The organism is Yeosuana marina (genome assembly GCF_011762485.1).
In the GTDB taxonomy this organism is placed as follows: domain Bacteria; phylum Bacteroidota; class Bacteroidia; order Flavobacteriales; family Flavobacteriaceae; genus Yeosuana; species Yeosuana marina.
In genome coordinates this window covers 43,668-63,858 of sequence record NZ_JAAKGI010000039.1, presented here as the reverse complement: position 1 = coordinate 63,858, position 20,191 = coordinate 43,668, and the positions used below count along the sequence as shown (strand labels likewise).

14 protein-coding genes are annotated in these 20,191 nt (G+C 32.4%); 1 reads left to right on the top strand and 13 read right to left on the bottom strand.

The window, feature by feature from the left end; all coding sequences use genetic code 11:
• Window position 1: 1 nt before the first annotated feature.
• The 6 genes from tsaA to G5V56_RS17150 form a co-directional block, all read right to left on the bottom strand.
• Window positions 2–496 (bottom strand): tRNA (N6-threonylcarbamoyladenosine(37)-N6)-methyltransferase TrmO, encoded by a 495-nt coding sequence (tsaA, locus tag G5V56_RS17175; protein ID WP_166967427.1) that lies wholly within the window; start codon window positions 494–496, stop codon window positions 2–4.
• Window positions 497–506: 10 nt separating this feature from the next.
• A complete protein-coding gene (locus tag G5V56_RS17170; RefSeq protein WP_166967425.1) occupies window positions 507–1,001 on the bottom strand; it encodes an acyl-CoA thioesterase in 495 nt (164 codons plus the stop codon).
• Between the two features lie 4 nt (window positions 1,002–1,005).
• Window positions 1,006–1,626: a GTP cyclohydrolase II gene (ribA, locus tag G5V56_RS17165; RefSeq protein WP_166967423.1), complete on the bottom strand. Its 621-nt coding sequence runs from the start codon at window positions 1,624–1,626 to the stop codon at window positions 1,006–1,008.
• A 200-nt stretch (window positions 1,627–1,826) separates the two neighbouring features.
• Entirely contained in the window at window positions 1,827–2,216 is a 390-nt protein-coding gene (locus G5V56_RS17160; RefSeq protein WP_166967421.1) for a NifB/NifX family molybdenum-iron cluster-binding protein, read from the bottom strand.
• 74 nt (window positions 2,217–2,290) lie between these two features.
• The gene (locus tag G5V56_RS17155) at window positions 2,291–2,698 is read right to left on the bottom strand and encodes a DUF134 domain-containing protein (protein ID WP_166967419.1); all 408 of its coding nucleotides are present in this window, start codon (window positions 2,696–2,698) and stop codon (window positions 2,291–2,293) included.
• Window positions 2,699–2,926, bottom strand: a complete 228-nt coding sequence (locus tag G5V56_RS17150) for a hypothetical protein (protein WP_166967417.1) — start codon at window positions 2,924–2,926, stop codon at window positions 2,699–2,701.
• 685 nt (window positions 2,927–3,611) lie between these two features.
• Here G5V56_RS17150 and G5V56_RS17145 point away from each other — a divergent pair.
• On the top strand, window positions 3,612–7,502 hold the full coding sequence (locus G5V56_RS17145) for a PAS domain-containing hybrid sensor histidine kinase/response regulator (protein ID WP_166967415.1): 3,891 nt from the start codon (window positions 3,612–3,614) through the stop codon (window positions 7,500–7,502).
• 544 nt (window positions 7,503–8,046) lie between these two features.
• Here the strand turns inward: G5V56_RS17145 and G5V56_RS17140 are convergent.
• The 7 genes from G5V56_RS17140 to G5V56_RS17110 all read right to left on the bottom strand — a co-directional run bounded on the left by G5V56_RS17140 (window position 8,047) and on the right by G5V56_RS17110 (window position 20,010).
• Window positions 8,047–8,679, bottom strand: coding sequence for an HAD family hydrolase (locus tag G5V56_RS17140; RefSeq protein WP_166967413.1), 633 nt, complete (start codon window positions 8,677–8,679; stop codon window positions 8,047–8,049).
• 139 nt (window positions 8,680–8,818) lie between these two features.
• Window positions 8,819–9,703 (bottom strand): carbohydrate kinase family protein, encoded by an 885-nt coding sequence (locus G5V56_RS17135; RefSeq protein WP_166967411.1) that lies wholly within the window; start codon window positions 9,701–9,703, stop codon window positions 8,819–8,821.
• A gap of 42 nt (window positions 9,704–9,745) precedes the next feature.
• The gene (locus G5V56_RS17130) at window positions 9,746–11,938 is read right to left on the bottom strand and encodes an alpha-galactosidase (protein WP_166967409.1); all 2,193 of its coding nucleotides are present in this window, start codon (window positions 11,936–11,938) and stop codon (window positions 9,746–9,748) included.
• 206 nt (window positions 11,939–12,144) lie between these two features.
• Window positions 12,145–13,887: a RagB/SusD family nutrient uptake outer membrane protein gene (locus tag G5V56_RS17125; RefSeq protein WP_166967407.1), complete on the bottom strand. Its 1,743-nt coding sequence runs from the start codon at window positions 13,885–13,887 to the stop codon at window positions 12,145–12,147.
• Between the two features lie 12 nt (window positions 13,888–13,899).
• Window positions 13,900–17,055 (bottom strand): SusC/RagA family TonB-linked outer membrane protein, encoded by a 3,156-nt coding sequence (locus G5V56_RS17120; protein WP_166967405.1) that lies wholly within the window; start codon window positions 17,053–17,055, stop codon window positions 13,900–13,902.
• 11 nt (window positions 17,056–17,066) lie between these two features.
• A complete protein-coding gene (locus G5V56_RS17115; RefSeq protein ID WP_166967403.1) occupies window positions 17,067–18,683 on the bottom strand; it encodes a glycoside hydrolase family 32 protein in 1,617 nt (538 codons plus the stop codon).
• 10 nt (window positions 18,684–18,693) lie between these two features.
• Window positions 18,694–20,010 (bottom strand): sugar porter family MFS transporter, encoded by a 1,317-nt coding sequence (locus G5V56_RS17110; protein WP_166967401.1) that lies wholly within the window; start codon window positions 20,008–20,010, stop codon window positions 18,694–18,696.
• Window positions 20,011–20,191 lie beyond the last annotated feature (181 nt).

Below are 20,191 nucleotides of genomic sequence, written 5' to 3'. Positions count from 1 at the left end.
ATTATAATTTAAAACGTTCATCAGAACGAAGTTTTGTAATAGGAATATCTCCTTGATTATCTAACCATCCAGATTTAGTGTCTGTTCTATTGTCAAACTTTGAGAAAAACGGTTTTATATCAATCAAGGGTGTTCCATTTAACATATCGGCCATTTCAATATGAATAACATTATGTTTAATTTCTAAAATTTTAACCGTAGAAATTCCTATTGCATTTGGTCTTTTAGGTGATTTTGTAGCAAATATACCATGTTCTTTATTATCCATGAAAGGTTTTACCATTAAGTCGTAGCCATTTATTTCATGCAAATGATACACTAGCGTAATATGCGAAAATCCTTCTAAATCGGTTAGACCTTCTGTGTATTCTGGAAATATCTCAATATGACCTTTAACTCCCTCTGCGGCAAAAGGTTGAATGGGCATTCCTTTAATACTGTTAAACGGTGTGTGAATTATACCAATTGTGTTTATGATTATTTGTTTAGATTCCATTTTAAAAAATTTAAATAGTACCTAATTTTAATGGTCCGGTATTAAAATTTTCACGAACACTAGGAGAAGAAGAGCCTTCGGCACCACATGAAATATCACTTTTAAACTTATCTTTAAGTATATCTTCAATAAAATGAGGAGTGCTCATTGGCAAACGTGACTCACTATCTGCAAAAACAACAGTCGATTTAGCCTCACTTAAAAGCATTTTTTCTTGATTTCTTATTTCAAATTCAAAACTAAACCTAACTTTTGGTTGTTCTCTAATTGTTGTTTTTATTGTAATAAGCTCATCGTAATGAGCAGGCTTCTTGTAATTAATTTCAAAAGAAATTACGGGTAATATTATGTTGTTCTTTTCAAGATTAATCTCATCTATGTTCATTTTACGTAACAATTCGTTACGAGCTTGATGACAATAGGTAAGGTAATTGGCATGATACACATATCCCATTTGGTCAACCTCTCCGTAACGAGGCCTTAATTCAAATATGTCTGTTATCATAGCCTCAAATTTTTGATTTCTCTTCACTAAGCTGGTGTCCCATTCGGATTTCCTTAGTATCTAAATAGTGTTTATTGAATGGGTTTGATTGTATAATAAGCGGAATACGTTTAACAACCTGTATGTTATGCTCTTCCAATCCTAGAATTTTGTCTGGATTATTAGTCAGTAACTTCACTTTATTTATACCTAAAAAACTAAGAATTCCTGCTCCTATTTGATATTCTCTCTCATCTGAAGCAAAACCTAAATGCACATTTGCCTCTATAGTATCCATACCTTCCTCTTGCAGTTTGTAAGCCTTTATCTTATTCATAAGACCTATTCCTCTTCCTTCTTGCTGCAAATAAACAATTACTCCATTTCCGTTATACTCAATCATTTTCATAGCTTGAATTAATTGTTCTCCACAATCACATTTTAATGATCCAAATAAATCTCCTGTGGCACATGCAGAGTGAATTCGTGTTAGAACTATATCATTAGATGTAAAATCTCCTTTAATAAGTGCCATATGCTCAAGACCACTAGATTTTTCTTGAAAGGGAATCAGTTCAAAATGACCATATTTAGTTGGAAGTTTAACTCTTTCTCCAGGTAGGATATCAATATCTCTATTCTTCATTATTTAAAATTTTACTTTCTATTTAACGCGAGACCACTAAAAATGATTAAACTTTATTAATAAGCGCTTTAAATACTCTGATACCAATAGAATAGAAACAATAAATGTTATTTTATCTTTATTTTCTAATTTTATGATTAAATTCATGACATAAAACCCAAACATATAGCTGTTAGAAATGCTCATCTCATGAATTTAGACTAATGAATACATCCATGATCATACTCGTTATTGTGGTTTTGGTTATGCTGCGAACAACTTATACCATTATCTGAAATTTTACCTTCAATAAACTGCAAAATAACATCTGCAGAATCACCAGAACACCCTCGTACCACATCAATACCAGCACTATTTAATTTATTAACTGCCTTATCTCCAATGTTATCAGATAACATAAATGAAACCCCTCTAATTGCTAAAAGATTAACAAGATTCGTTTTAAAAGCACAACCTTTTTTTGAGGTTAATAATTGTAAGTCCAAAATTTCATTTGTACTAGAAAATGTATAGATTTCATAAAACTGAGAATGCCCAAAATGTTCCTCAATTGTATTGTTACTTGTTATTGGAACTGCTATTTTTTTCATGATTATACAAATTAAATCTTACAATATTATTTTGATGTTTTTTTAATTCCGCCTCCATTCAAAAAACTGTTCAATTACTTATTTAGATTCACTAATTCATCATCGTTATAAGAAGGACAATCTCCACATTTCGTGTGATTTTCAATTCCCATAATTAATTTGAAACATTTTTTACATTTATACCAATCATCTTCAAATTCGAAATTCCCACCTTTAATCATAATAGATTTACCTTCCACAAACGCTTGTGCTATTTTTTTTAAGGCGCTATTGTAAATCCTGGTAAGCGTTGGTCTTGAAACCTCCATCTTATCAGCTGCTTCATCTTGCGGCATATCATCATAGATAACTAGTTTAACCGTTTCATATTCATCGTATTGCATCATGATATTTTCGGTTTCACAGAATGCAATACCAAAGGGTTTAAAACCCAGCATTTTGGGTGGATTATTAACTTTTCTCTTTTTTTTAGGACGTGGCATTTATAACTTTTTAAGTACTGATTTTATATCTGTGAAAATAAGAAATATAATAAGAACTGCTGTTGTTCCTAAAACTATTTTTCCTACCAGACAGTAGGTGCCACAATAGAAATCGTTACCACATCCAAGAAACCATGTTGCGCAACCAAACAGAATCATAAGGAGATAATCAACAAACAATAATAAAGGTATTAAAAAGACGTATTTTAAAAGTACTGAACTATCCATAATTAAAATTTTGCATAAAGATAATGAACTTACGTTCATAACAAAATAAATTAATAGATTTTTATTAAAAAATATTAAACCAGCGTTCATAATAAACCTTCTCTTGGGTTATTTTAGGCATCACCATAAAATAGAGTCATACTTTTAACTTTCCTGTCTTTAGATTTCGGAATGAAAAACAAACATCCCAAAGCTTTGTTAAATCATAGCCAGCACAACATTTTTTTTGTTCGAACAGTTTGATTTTATCAAGAAATTGTATCCATTTTATTTAAAATGTAATTAATTCGTTTAAATATCACAATCAAATAATTTTTATAGATTCAAATGCTACCTTGAATAACTTTGCTGCCTAAGCTTGGCTAAAAATTTTAATTCTCAAGGCACGCTGCAATGATTAGTTTTTATAAGAAAAAGAAAATCATCATATTAAGTGACTTTTATCATAAAATAAATTTAATCCATAACCTATATTTGGGTAACTATCAGCTAAATATGGACAGTTGTCTATATTCAATTGTTAGCTCCAACTAGAAAAAGATGACATTTCTGCAAAAAATAATACAGCAATTATTAGTAGATACTGCGCGTCATTACTGTCTGTTCAAAAATTCTCAAAATCGAATTTTATCTTATCCTTCACAAGAAAACAATGTTAATGTTTCTAACCTTAAATTAACTTATTATGAGGTATGATAAATTAAATAAGGATGAATTAGTATCGAAAATTGCGAAACTCGAGCAGGATTTAATCAAATCTAATAATATCATTAAGGAATTACAATCAGCCGAAGATATAGTCAATCAACAGAGTTCAATTTTAAAATTTATAAATTCAATGGCCATTCCTTCGGCGGATAAATCTACCGTTGGTGAATTTACTAAGGTTTTACTTAAGGCTGTAAAAGATTATACAGGAGCTAATCTGGCAACTTTTAGCTTGTATTTACCCAACAAAAAAGAATTACAACTTCTCCATATTGAAGCAGAACATGGTGTTTTAAAAACCGTGCTGAAAACTGTAGGAAACAAAATAGCCAAAACTGCATCACCAGTTGATGATGAGACCTATGCATTGATTATAAAAAGCCTGGTTGGAACATACAATACGTTTACCGAAGTTACATTTGGTGCCATTCCTAAACTTATTGACAAGGCAATACGTATAACAACCGGTATCGACCGTTTGTATCCTATAGCACATGTTATAGAAGGTGAGTTATACGGCACTACCATGCTTGGCTTTAAAAAGGGGCAGACTTCTCCATCAATCGAGCTGCTCGAGTCTTATGCCCACTTAATATCGGTTTCACTGAGACGATATAATGCTGAAAAAGCTCTTCAGGATTCTGAAATAAAACACAGAACGTATATTGAGCATGCACCATTTGGAATTTTTATTGCAAATGATAAAGGCGAATACATTGATGCTAATCTGGGAGCAGCAGAATTGCTTGGATATACACGAAATGAATTATTAAAACTTTCAATTCCTGATGTTTTAGCTAATGAAAAGAATATCGATAGCTTTAAAAAGTTAAAGAACGAAGGAAAATTAAGTAATGAAATTAAATTAAAGAAAAAGGATGGAACAATTATTATTGCAAGAATAGATGCTGTCCCTCTTACAGATAACCAGTTTATCGCCTTTCATACAGACATCACAGAACGCAAGAAAGCGGAAGATGCCTTAAAAGAAAGCGAAGAAAAATTTAAGGAAACAGCTAATTTGATGCCTCAGATAATTTTCGAATCCGATTTAAATGGGAATTTAACGTATGTGAATGAAAATGCTTTTAATTTACTTGGATATCCTAAAGATTATTCAATATTAGATAAAAGTCCACTTGATTTTTTTACTCCTGAAAGCAAACAAAAAGCAATAGAAAACATATCCCGTAAATTAAATGGCGATCAAAAAAATGTAACTAATCAATATAAGTTGGTTAGGAAAGATGGTTCCACATTTCCTGTTTTAATTTATTCAACTCCAATTAACAAAGACGGCAAAAGTATCGGTCTAAGAGGGATAATTGTCGATATCTCTGAACCCAAGAAAATTGAATTCGAATTAATCAAAGCCAAAGAAAAAGCCGAAGAAAGTAAAGCAAATATTACGGCCATAATTGAGGGCACTAGTGATAGTATTTGGGCATTTAATCATAACTACGAGCTATTATATATTAATAACACATTTCAACAAGAGTTTTTTAAATCCTTTGATGTTCTCCTTAAACCCGGAATGAATCTAGTAGAAGCACTTCCAAAACCATTGCAACCCTTTTGGATACCAAGATACGACAGGGTTTTAAATAACGAGCAATATAAAATAGAAGATGCCGTTCCAACCGAAAACGGAACATTATATATTGAAGTTGTATTTAATCCCATTATAAAAAATGGAAAAGTTATTGGAGGCTCATGTTTCGGCAGTAACATTACTTCACGTAAATTAGCTGAAATTGAACTACACAAAGCCAAAGAAAAAGCAGAAGAAAAGGAAGAAAAATTCAAACTCCTTAATCGTTTAACTTCTGAAATGCTTTTGCTGCCAGATATAGAGAGTATTTATAAGTTTATTGCCGAAAATTTACAGAAACATTATCCAAATACTATTATCCTTACTAGCTCTGTTGACGAATCTAACCATGAGTCGAGGCTTGAAAATATTTCGGGTTTAAACAACAGCCTTTTAAAGAAAGCTATTAAAGTTTTAGGATTTAACCCCGTTGGCAGAACGTACAAACTCACCGAGATTCACAATGATTTTTTCAAATCTGGTAATTTTATAGAATTTGATGGTGGTTTGGCCGAATTTTCGGCCTCAGAACTTCCTGCATTCGCTGCAAATTCCATTGAAAAATTAATTAGTCTGCATAAAATTTATACCATTGGTATAAATAAAGATGATGAATTATTAGCGGTCATTCATTTCTTTACTTTCAACGAACAGGTTATTTCAGATGGCAACTTTATTGAAGTATTTGTAAAACAAGCAGGACTTGTCATACAGAAAAAAATAGATGAGCAAACTTTAAAAATAGCCAAAGAAAAAGAAGCGGAGAGTAAAAAGCGATTTAAATTTTTATTAGAAAATGCTCCTGATGGCGTTGCAATTAATGACATAGATGGTAGGTTAATTTATGCAAGTCCAAATGCGTTCCGCCATTTTGGGTATTCAGAAAATGAAATAATTGGCCATTTTGGACATGAATTTACGCATCCTGATGATCTGGACATTGTTTATAAAGCATTTGACACAATTGTGAGTAATCCCGAACAAAAAGCAACTGCAAAATATCGTTTTAGAAAAAAAGATGGTGAATATCGTTGGATAAAAACAACGTTTACAAATTTGTTAGACAACGAAATAATAAAAGGTTTTGTTTTAAATTTCAACGATATCACCGAAAAAAAACAAGCTACAGAAGATTTGATAATTGCTAAGGAAAAAGCGGAAGAAAGCGATCGTTTAAAATCGGCATTTTTGGCAAATATGAGTCACGAGATTCGCACACCTATGAATGGCATTTTAGGTTTTGCTGAATTATTAAAAGAGCCAAAACTAACTGGAGAACAACAAAAGCAATATATAAATATTATAAAGAAAAGTGGCGAGAGGATGCTTAATATCATTAACGATATTATCGATATTTCTAAAATTGAATCTGGACAAATGAAATTTGTTACTAAAGACTCTAATATTAATAAACAACTAGAATATATATATACTTTCTTTAAACCTGAATCAGAAACTAAAGGTATCCAATTGGTCATCAAAAACAGCTTGCCAGAAACAAAGGCTATTGTTCAAACCGACCGTGAAAAGGTATTTGCTATATTGACCAATCTTGTTAAGAATGCTATTAAGTTTACAGACCAAGGCTCAATAGAATTAGGATGTAAATTAAATGGAGAATTCATTGAATTTTTCGTAAAAGATTCAGGCGTTGGCATTCCAAAAAATAGGCAGATGGCGATATTTGAACGTTTTATTCAAGCTGATATTGAAGATTCGAGAGCTTTTCAAGGAGCAGGATTAGGCTTGGCTATTACAAAATCTTACGTAGAAATGCTTGGTGGAAAAATTTGGTTAGAAAGCGAAGAAGGTATAGGCTCAACATTTTATTTTACAATTCCTCATAATACAAAACATAGCGAAGAAAATAATGTTCAAAATAGTATCCTTACCAATTTAGAAAAAGAACGAATTAGAGATTTAAAAATATTAATAGCTGATGATGACGAAAATTCAAAATTATTAATTTCTGAATTAGTTAATAGGTACAGTAAAGAAATTTTATTTGCAAATGACGGCTTTGAGGCTATTGAGACTTGTAAAAATAATCCAGACATTGACTTGATTCTCATGGACATTAAAATGCCTAAAATCAATGGATATGAAGCTGCTAAAGAAATTAGAAAATTTAACAAAGACATTGTCATTATTTCTCAGACTGCTTTCGGTCTCGCAAAAGATAGAGAGAAAGCTTTAAAATCTGGCTGCAATGATTACATTTCCAAGCCTATAAAAAAAGATTCATTATTAAACTTATTGGAAAAATATTTTAATTAAAAAATAGTAATTTATACTAATACCGATATCATCATTATTGTTAGCAAAATATCTTCTAAACAACTTCTCCTGTTCCATCTTCCTTTTCTAGAAAGAAATGTAAAACTTATCAATTTCCTCTTAAATTAATGAGGCAATTCTAATTCTATAATATTATAAACCGTAATAATTAATTAAAAAAAACCTCCAACCAAAAAGGCTGAAGGTTCTACTTGTAGAGCGAACAGAAAAAATGTCGAACCTTTTAATATCAGAATTAGAGAAATTTTATTCAATATTATAATTCTTACTAATTAGTTTAAATATCAAAATCAAACAATTTTAAAGATTCAAATCCCTCCTGCCCCAATTTCGAAAAGATAGGTGTCAATGACCCCAGTAGGAAACATAACAAGACATAGTTTAAGGATTTTGCTTTTGAATTCATTATTCCTTTATATGTTTTTAGCTGTTTCTTTACTCTGCGTTAATTATGTAAAAAGGTCTCGGTTATGTGTTATCCAAGATTTTAAAAATTACTTTCATATTAGCGCTTTAACATGTATTACTTATAGCCATCGCTTAGTATTTTTTGTAATTCTTTAAAATTTGTTATTCTAATATTTTGACTTTTAGGATTGAAATTCAATTTGTCATATAAAATAGTGTCAATTCCTAACTCATTTGCTGCTTTAATTTCTGAATTTGGATCGTCACCAATAACTAGAATATCCTCGGTTTTTAAATCAAGTCGTTCTAAAATATCTCTAAAAACATCTCGTTTAGTTTTTTGCGAAATTTGTGGGTCAACTATATGAATTTCTTTAAAATCTTTCTTAATATTTAACTGTTTTACCTTGCTTCGTTGCATTTTAGTAAATCCAGTAGTCACTAAAATCTTTTCAACAGGCATTTTTCTAATTTCTTCGTAGTCTTCAAACGTGCTCATTTTCATAGAGCAAATCGTGTTTTTGAGCATTTTTAAACCATCTTTTAATAATTTTTCACTAAAACTATATTCTTCTGCAACTTTTTGAAAAGGTTTACGCATGATAGCTTTTTTTATCGATTCAATTTCTCCTGAAAATTCTCCGTTTTTTTCAATCAACTGAAATAAAGGTTTGAATAATTCATGTCCAATTGAAGAGACAGGATAAATTGTATTGTCTAAATCTAAAATTAAAAATTTTTTAGTCATCCTTTTTGTTTTTAGCAGCTTATAATCAACGTTTGTGTATCATAGTCCCGTTTTCGTATGGGATATTTTTACAGAAAAAATCATGTGGTATTGTCAACAGTAATATATAGACAATCGTCTTTTTCTTTTGTATTTAAATTTAATAAGGGTTAATAAACGTATCAATATCAGATTTTAACAAAACGGGGTTGGCCCCTTCACTTTGAGCTACCATGGCACCAACTGCACACGCAAAATCAACAGCTTCTTGTGGATTCACTTTATTTAGTAATTGACTTATCAAAGAACCTAAAAATGAATCACCTGCGCCAACGGTATCAATCACTTTAATAAGATAACCACTATTATAATAAAATTTGTCCTCATATAGTAAAACCGCTCCATGATGTCCTTTTGTAACGCAAATGTGTTTGGTATTTGTTTTTTTAGAAATAAACCTAATATTCTGTTCCATGGAACGGTATTTAGAATCTAAATACCCACTAACTTCATACAACTCGTCATCATTAAACTTAATAAAATCAGCTTTATTCATTAATTGAATCAAAAGCTCTTTAGTATAATAAGGTGGTCTAAGATTTAAATCGAAAATTTTGTATTTAGCAAGTTCTATAAGTTTGTATAACGTATTTCTTGAACTTTCATCTCTTGCGGCAAGACTACCAAAAACAAAAGCATCCGAGTTTTTTACGGCCTTTTTGTTTATTTCTGTCAATCTAATTTTGTCCCAAGCTCTTGGGTATTTTATATCATATGACGCTGAGCCTTTATCGTTCAGCATCACTTTTACTTTGCCCGTTTTAAATTCATTGTGTACTTGAATACAACTAGGATCAATACCAACATCCTTAATATAATTAAGCAATTTAGTACCGTTTTCACCTTCTCCAATGGCACTAATCATAGTGACATCATTACCTAAAGCCTGTAGCCTGTTTGCAACATTTAAAGGTGCTCCACCTATTTTTTTATGTGTAGGGAACACATCCCACAACACTTCTCCAAAACATGTTATTTTAGGCATATATTTTTCTTTTAATATTCAACAAGTTATTAAAAAAATATTTCAATTTACTTCTTCAATCAATAATAATACACTAGTTCTTTTGGTGTCTACTTCAGGATTAACACCTAATGTCATTAAAAAATCGCCAGAATAAACAACCAATTCATTTAATGTAGATTTTACCCCTGGATATAGATTTATTTCTTTAACCCTGTATTTTCTATTAGCATCCAAACCTTTCAGTTTAATTGGTCGTTTAGTAATTCTTTCTATAAACCTATTAGAACTAAGATAACTAAACATAACAGCCTGAGATTGATTATTATCGACATATATTAAAGATGCAAACGAATTTTTATACGGACTAGACAAACGATATTGCTCACCATGAAGCACTATATTTTTAAAACCGTTGTAATTTTTAATTGCAAGTTTCGTGAATTCCAAATCTTTCACACTCATGTGGCTCACATCTACATCAAACCCTAATTTCCCCATACTTGCAACATCAACCTTAAATTTAATGGGTTGATTTCCCCAATTGGTTACATGACAATCCATTGTTATTGCAGGAAAAAAATAGGAATAATTCCATTGCAAAAAAATACGTTCTATCGGGTCGGTATCATCACTTGGCCAAAACTCGGTAAAATATTTTAAAAACTCATAATCAGCTCTACCGCCACCACCAGAACACAGCATCATGGGAACTTTAGGATATTTTTCTCTAATTCTTTTTAGCACTTTATATAATCCCAATACATAATCCACATAAAGATGTGTTTGTGAGATTCCTTTTTGCTGCTGGTAGGCAGAGTAAGCATTGTAAATTACCGCATTACAATCCCACTTTATAAAAGCTATTTCAGAATTTTGAGTAAACAGGTTATCGACAACATCATATATAAAATCTTGTACTTCTGGATTAGTAACATCCAATACCATCTGGTTGCGATATAACTTTTCAGGACGTTCTGGTTGCTTAATAATCCAATCAGGGTGATTTTTAAACAATTCACTTTCTGGATTAGCCATTTCTGGTTCAATCCAAATTCCAAATTTCACCTTATTTTTTTTAGCTTCTTTAACCAAGTAACCCAATCCATTTGGTAACTTTTTTCTATTTTCTTGCCAATCTCCCAATCCTGCATCATCATTATTTCTAGGATATCTATTTCCGAACCAACCATCATCAAGTAAAAATAAATCTAGCCCTAAATCTTTTGTGTCTTTAACTAATTTAGAAAGTTTACTTTCATTAAAATCAAAATAAGTAGCTTCCCAATTGTTCAAAAGGGTTAATCTATCTCCTTCCCCATCTAAAACCCTGTATTTTTTTGCCCAAGATTGTAATTGTCTGGATGCTAAACCTGTTCCTTTATTAGATATTGAATAAATAAGAGATGGGGTTTTAAAAGTTTCATCCTTTTTTAAGGAATAATTAGATTCATATGGATTAATTCCTGCTATTAATCTTAAGTTTTTATATGAATCTATTTCAAAATCTATTTTATAGTTGCCACTCCAAGCCAGTTGACCAAGTAAAACCAAACCATCATCTTCGTTTTGAGGATTTTCAAATGAAACAATAAAATTAGGAGTACCTAATAGCATGGCACGAGTACCCAACTTAGTTTCAATGGTTTTTATTCCTTGAGTAAGTTTTTCTTCTACAGGTTGCATTTCTTTTAAGTACTCACCCTGAAAATGTGTTAAATAAAAATCTTTATTAGTAAAGTATAAATTTGCTGAAGCGTACTTGTTTAGCTCAATTGTACCATCCTCATTATTGGTAATTTCAGTCCATTGTTCTACCACATTCAAGTTTGACCATACTTTATAATTTAAAACCACCGTTAATTTATAAACCGGATCGTTTAATTTAATTTTTGTAATGGTTTCTTCATTATTTATTTGAGTCTCAACATTAACAAAATGTAATTCGGTCGATAAATTTCCATCAAAATGTTTTACTTGTAAGGCTGGTTCAGATAAATTCCAAGTACCCGATGGCGTATATGCAGCATTATACATTCCCGCATTTGAACTAGGAAAATAATATTGCTCATTAATATGTTGATAGTCTAAATTATCACTTAATTTTTTTCCAAAGTAAATATTCCATAACCGGTTTTGGCTATCCGTTTTAAAAACCATTGCAAAATCTTTGGTTTCTATAGGAATTATAGTTTGTGCGCTACAATAAGAAATGACAAAAAATAAAATTATCATTTTATTAAATTCGATTTTCATAATATATGTTTAATTAAATGATTATGCAGATAGTAGTATTTGAGGTAGGTAATAAATTTATAAATCGAATAAATACTCTTGAAAACTTTACCAAGAATATAAGATTACTAACTTATTTTTAAAAATATTCCAGAAGAAATAAAATTAATCATTTCTTCTGGAATTTAAAAAACTAACTCAAAAAATCAAACTACTTTATTATAAAATTAATATCCAGGGTTTTGGTCATATAGTCCACCTGTGAAATCAATTTCTCTTTGTGGTATTGGGTAATACTCATCTCTACCAGCTGTAAATTGGGCATTAGCAAGAAAATCTCTTCTTGTTTTTTCAACAGCTAAATAGCCATTAAGTACTGGCTCTGCGATTCCCCATCTTACTAAATCAAAGAATCTAGGCCCTTCCATACCAAATTCTAAACGTCTTTCAAACATTAAAGCCTTCCAAGCATTAGCTTTAGTCATTCCCATTGGGTACATACCTACATTATAAACGTTTGAAGCTCCGGCAGCTATTTGTCTTTGAGTACTTGCGGCAGCACGTGTTCTAATTTGATTAATAATGGTTACACCTGCATCTACTTGATTTAATTGAATTAATGCTTCTGCTTTAAACAATAATACATCGGCATAACGTATAAAGTCAATATTTTTAGAAGTTCCTACAAAGGGGCCTTCTTTTACATAGCATGAACAATCTGGTGATTGTTGTTCTTTCATGTTTCCAAAGTACCCATACACACCAGGATCTCTTGCCCAGCTAAAATTATAAATCATATCACCAGGAGTATTCACTGTGTTCTTATATTTAAATGGTCTTCCCGGAATTCCTACTGTATGATCAATCCTAGGATCTAATGTAACTCCTGAAGCCAATGGCGCTTCACCATTACCATCAATGACGTTGAAAATATCTGTATTATTAAAAGTATCTAATAATGGTAATCCTGAAGCATCGGTTTTAAAAGCATTTACCATATTCTGACTTGCTAAATGGAATCCACAACATCCATAAAGCCCAGTCCCATGAGGAGAGTTTAACCCCGTAACATAGCTTAATCTACCAACTGTTGTCCCATCATTTATAGAAAATTGTACTGCCCATATAGATTCTGGGCCATTGTCATATCCGTCTAAAAAATTATTGCCATAGTCAGGCTCTAGGGATCCAGTGACATCATTGGCATAATCTATAACTTCTTGTAATCTTGAAGTGTTGATATTAGTCACTTGATGTGTGTCATTTTGCTCATAGGCTTGATATAAACGCAATTTTGCTAAATAAGCAGCAGCTGCATTTTTATCGGCTCTACCAACTTGGTCTTGAGCTTGTGGTAAATTGTTATAAGCAAATAAAAAATCGTCTGCGATTTTATTCCATAATTCATCATTAACAATATCATTGGAAGTTGATGCTTTTTCTTCAGCTGTCATATCTTCCGTTATATAAGGTATTTTATTGAAAATCAGTTTTAACATAAAATGACAGTGTGCTCTTAAAAACCTTAGTTCAGCTTGTCTTAAAGTTTTATTTGGATAGTCTGCATCTGGAATTTCATTAATTACAGATAAGGCAAAATTAGCTCTTGAAATGGCTCTATAATAAAGTGTCCACGTTCTTGGTGTCATCCAGTCACCCATATCTGCTACGGTAAGGTTGTATTGCTCATATTTATCTATAACATCAACATCGCCACGACCTCCTCCGCCTTTATAAGCGTCATCAGAACGCACGCTACCGTAAACCCATTGAGAGGTTATAGGCCCAATCATATCATCGTTACCAATTGCAGCATAAGCAGCTATAACTAATGCCTCTGCATTATCAGCCGTTGCAACATTTTCACTAGAGAGTACACCCTCTGGTTCGTATTCTAAAAAATCTTTGCTGCATGCAGACAATACTATTGTTGCAAGTAAACAGCTAATTATCTTTATATTTTTTTTCATGATTTTTTTATTTTAAAAATTAATATTTAATCCAACAGATAATGTTGTAGGTACTGGAATTCTATTTATATCTATACGCTCTGGATCTGAACCTATATAGCCTTTAGGTGTAAACCAAAATAAATTTTCTCCTTGACAGTAAACACGTAACCCTGTCATTCCAGCCAATTTACTTATAGAGCTTTCAGGAAAAGAATATCCTAATTGCATGGTTCGTAATTTAAAATAGGAATTATTTCTGTAAACATAGTCATTGTCTCCACCAATATTATTTACTAATGATAATGAAGGAATATCAGTATTCGTATTTGTTGGTGTCCATGCATTTAAAACACCTGGGGCTGCATTATCACGACCTTGTACGAAATTATTATAGAAAATATATGGATCGATTCCTATTCTACCTGCAACTCCTGAACCAAACAATGAAAAGTCAAAGTTTTTGTAGTTTAAATCTATTCTAATACCATATTCAAGATCAGGTACTGTAGTTCCAATAAAATCTCTATCATTACCATCAATCTTTCCATCATTATTTAGGTCAACAAACTTTATGCCTCCTGGTCTGGCATTACTTGTTTGCACCCCACCGTTTGGATGCGCATCCACTTCAGCCTGACTTTGAAATAATCCATCTGTTTTATAACCAAATATTGAAAATACTGAATGGCCTAATATAGAATTATCTGCTGTACCAGGGTATCCTGCAAGAACATCTGCTGGTAAATAAGTGATTTTATCTTTAAAGGCTCCAAAATTTGTAGAAACGGTAAAACTAAAATCATTATCATAAGATTTAGAATAACTTAAAGCTAATTCCCAACCTTTTGTTGCGGTAGAAGCACCATTTAAGACACGTTGCTGCCCTTCTCCTAATACAGATGGAATTGGTGGTGTAGTTAAAATATCACTCGTTTTTCTGGTAAAATAATCGAACGAGCCATTAATAGCATTATTGAATAAACTAAAATCAACACCATAGTTATATTCTTTAGTTGTTTCCCATTTTAAGTCTGGATTTTCAGCTTGTGTAGAAACAAATCCAGATGGTAAAGTACCCGTGTCATTACCATTAATGTCATAAGCAGTACCAACGTTTTGATAAATTTCGAAAAATCCTCCTGAAAGTTGTGCTTGATTTTGTCCATATCTTGACTCATATAATCCGAAACGAGCTACATTACCAATTTCTTGGTTACCTACTTCACCATATCCAACACGAAGTTTTAAATCTGAAATAGCATCTGTTTTTGGGAAGAAATCCTCATTTGAAATTTTCCATCCAACTGTACCTGCTGGAAAAATACCATATCTGTTATTTTTTCCAAAACGTGAAGAACCATCTCTACGTAATGTGAACGTTGCCAAATATTTATCGGCATAAGAATAATTCAATTTTCCAAATTGTGAAAGCAAACTATATGCAGTAGAAATACCATTACTAGTTCGAGCCCCAGTAGCAGCATTTAATACAAAATATGATTCAGATTCTACAGCAAAATCATCTGCTTGGGCAAATAATGTGTCAAAATTCTCGTTAACCGATTCAACTCCTAAAATAACTCCAAATTTACTTTCCCCAAGTTCTAAATTATAATTTAAAACATTAGAAAAAACGAGCGATGATAATTTATTGGTATCATAAATAAGTCTATTATTGCCTCTGGTAATAAATCCGTTATTTACTTTTGGTTCAATATTTTTCTTTTTAAAATCACTAAAATCAATACCCAAAGTAGATCGGAATGTTAAATTATCTATTATTTGTAATTCGGCATAAACACTACCAAAGAAATTATTTTTTACGGCATTATCCCATCTATTTAAATACTGCATTAACACAGGGTTGTTACGGTCTGAGTACCCAGCCCCTAATGGCCCTGCAAAATTTCCGTTGGCATCGTAAACAGGAATTGTTGGCGCCAAAGTAATCGCTAAACCTGGAGTTGGAGCATTACCAACGTCATTAGCTGCTAGTGTCTCATCAGATGTTGAAAATTGAGTGTTTACACCAAACTTAAGTTTATCATTAAATAACTTAGTTGAACCATTAATCTTAGATGTATACCTATCATAATTGGTATTTTTAAGCATGCCCGTATTTTTTAAATACCCCATATTAATTAGTAAAGATGATTTTTCACTGCTTGCTGCAACTGTTACTTCGTTATTAAATACATAACCTGTTTCATAAGTTTCATTTTGCCAATCTGTATCTCCAACAGGCACGTTAGGGTCTCCTCCAACAAATGGCTTAACGGTAACATTATTAAGAACAGGATTACTAAAATCGCCATTCCAATCGAAATTGTAAATTTCTCCATATCCCCCATTAGGATCTGCACCATCATTAACAGATGCTTGCCATAATGCTTGACCACGTTGTTGCGCATTTAACATAGTATAACGCTGTTTTTTCTCAGATTGAACAGATACGTTGGAGTTGATACTTACTGTTACTCTTTCGCCTTTTGAACCTGTTTTTGTTGTTACTACTATAACACCATTTGCAGCTCTTGAACCATAAAGAGAGGAAGCAGATGCATCTTTTAGTATTTGAATAGACTCAATAGCGTTTGGATTTAGACTTGCAAAAACTTCCTGACGTTTTGTAGGAACACCATCTATAACATACAATGGATCGTTATTACCTAGTGTAGTAACGCCACGAATAAGTATTCTGCTATTTAATCCTGTTGGGTCTCCAGATTTTTCAACAAACAAACCAGGTACTCGACCTTGAAGTGCTTGCATGGCATTACCCGAGCTTAAACTTTGCCCTTCAACAGGAGCTAAATCTACTACTGTTATAGCGCCAGTAATATCTACTTTACGTTCTTTACCATAACCTGTTACTACAACCGCATCTAGTTCAGCTGCATCTATTTCCAATACCACGTCTATCACAGAACGTCCACTTATTTGTATTTGTTGAGTTTTAAAGCCTACATAGCTAAAAACCAATGTTGCATTTTTATCAACATTTTCCAGTACATAATTACCGTCAAAATCTGTTGCGGCACCCTGGGTTGTACCCGATACAATTACAGACACACCGGGCAAAGGCATGCCATCCTCTTGAGAGGTAACAGTACCTCTAACCTGTGCTTGTGCCCAAACGCTTATAAAAGCAAATACGGGCAGAAATAAAAGTTGTTTTAATTTCATAATAAATTAATTTAGTTAAAATTTAGTTTGTGGATTTCAATGTTGCCAAGAATAAATTCTTGGTCTTTAGGTTCAATACTTAGTTTGTCGAATGGTGAGTTCGGAAAAAATATTTCTGTCATGACGGTTTCGCCATTATCAAAAAACAGTTCTATAGATGTTTTATCAAGAATGATGGTACCTATAAAATCTGGATTTATTGATATTCTGTTAGCCATTGAAACACGATCTGAAAACTTTTCTGAAAATGCTGTTTTACCAGATTTTCTTCTATCTACAAAAAAGTTTTTATTACTGTGGTTATATCCAAAAGCTAAGGTGTCTCCTTGTTTATTTGTAAGTTTGAAGGAGAAACCACTGTTTTTTAAGTTCGAAATTTTAAAATTGATTTCTGTACTTGATAAATCGATTGCTTTTGAATCAATAATTTTTGTGTCTCCTTTTATTGCTATTGATTCCTTTTTAAATTTGGTGCTTCTATAATTAGTTAATTCTCTTACAGGTTGAAATAATAACCTATAACTAGCATTTACTTTTTGAAGTTCAATTTGTCTTGCTACTGTCATAGCACTTCTCCATGTTTCAGTAGGCACTACATTGGCATATTCCCAATTTGACATCCATCCTATAAATAATTTTCTGCCATCGCTATCTGGGATATTGGACCAGGTTACACCCGCATAATTATCCTTGCCATAATCAATCCATATGGATTTATACTCAGATTTATTTAGGTCATTTTCAAAAGAAGCATCAATTGTAAATTTTTTACCGTCAAAATCACCAATAAAATATTGCGTTGCAGAACCACCATTGGGGCCACCAGGATTAATACTAACAAGTAATACCCATTTAACTTCATCTGTTCCTTGAACTTTCATTGGAAATAAATCTGGACATTCCCAAACACCGCCATGACCTCCAACACCATCGCCAAAATCCGATTCTAGTTTCCAATCTTTTAAATTTGAAGAGCTATAAAACATGATTTTTTGTCCAGCGGCCAATACCATTAGCCATTTTTCGTGTATGGAGTCCCAAACCATTTTTGGGTCTCTAAAATCTTTTATTCCTGGATTCTTAATTACGGGATTTTCAGAATATTTAGTAAACGTTTGTCCTTCATCTAAAGAATATGCAATGGCTTGAGATTGGTAATTTATATTACCAGATTTTTCACCATCCATATCATGATAAGTAAACATGGCTATTATAGGCTCAATACCATTTTTGGAAAACCCTGAACTATTATTAACATCTACAACCGAACTTCCTGAAAAGATATATCCTTTTTCATCGGGGTATATGGCTATGGGCATTTCTTTCCATGTTACCATATCTGTACTTATGGCATGCCCCCAATGCATAGGACCCCAGGTGTTCCCATCTGGATAATGCTGAAAATATAAATGATAGTACCCATTTTTGTAAAACATCCCGTTTGGGTCATTCATCCAAGCTTTTTTTGGAGTAAAATGAAAGTTTGGACGGTATAGTTCTTCCTCAGAATAAGTTACCTGGTCTGCTTTATCAACATTTTGATTCTTTTGTGCTTTACCTTTGCATCCTAAAAGAAAGGACACAACCATAAGCATTACAACTAGATTGGATTTGATTAAGGTTTTCATTTTATTCATCTTATTTAATTAGCTTTTTACTTAACTCCTCAAGCGGAACACCCTTGGTTTCTGGCATCATAAAGATGACGAACAAGAGTTGGAAGACCATCATCACCGCAAAGATTAAAAATACGAAGCCCGCTCCAATGGTTCCAAACAGCACGGGCACCAACGATGGCACTACCGCAGCCAAAACCCAATGCACCGAACTTCCAAAAGATTGCCCCGAACCTCTTAAATGATTTGGGAAAATCTCGGAAATAAACACCCAAATAACGGTACCTTGCCCAATGGCGTGCGATGCAATGAACATGAACAAAAATACCGGTATAAAACCGCCTTCCCAATGAAGAAAAAACGCCATGGACACTAAGGATAACGATATAATGTAACCAAAGGAGCAGATGTACATTAATTGTCTTCTTCCTAACCTATCAATTAAAAAGATGCCCAAAAATGTAAACAATAAATTGGTAACCCCTACGCCAATGCTACTTAAAAGTGCCGAACTTTCGGCTAACCCTGCTTCCGTTAATATTCTAGGAGCATAATATAAAAACGCATTTATACCTGACAACTGGTTGAAAAATGCTATCAAAAAAGCCAGTATTAATGGAAACCGGTATTTCTTAAGGAATATATTTTCATGAGGAACTGTGTTTTCCATTTCATCCTTAATCTCGAGCATTAATTTTTCAGGATCTTGATCTGGACTTATTATTTGAAGCACTTTTCTGGCTTCAGCATTTCTGAATTTAGTAAGCAGCCATCTTGGGCTTTTTGGTACCGTTAAAGCAAATACGGTATACAAAGCAGCTGGAAAAGCTTCAACGCCAATCATCCAACGCCAATCATTCTCTCCTACATTATTTAACAAATAATTTGAAAGAAATGCTATCAGTATTCCAAAAACGATATTAAATTGGTAAAGTCCTACTAACTTACCTCTATCCTTTGCTGGTGCTATTTCAGATATATAGGCCGGAGCTGCAATGGTTGAAGCTCCTACACCAAGTCCTCCTATAAATCTAAACACAGCAAATGTCCATGGGTCATTGGCCAAGCCTGATCCCACGGCAGATATGGTATATAGAACACCAATCCAAATCAATGTGTTTTTTCTACCAATTTTATTTGTTGGAATGCCACCAAAAAAAGCTCCCACTACAGTTCCCCAAAGTGCCATTCCAATGACCACAACTCCATGGAACATATCTGAGGAGTGCCATAAGAGTTGTAATTTTTTTTCTGCTCCTGATATGACTACAGTATCAAATCCAAATAAAAAACCTGCTAATGCGGCTGTAATTGACCATATCAATATTTTTTTGTTCATTCTAGTTTAGTTTAGTTATTGGCAAATTACAAGGAAAGCGAATTATTGAGGTTTAGATTTGTAACAATATGTTATGAATCTGTTAATGATTTTTTAATATTTATTTAATCAACTCAAAATCAATACATTAAAGTTACTATGATTTTAAAATCATATTTTAAGTTTCAAAATTGTTACTTGT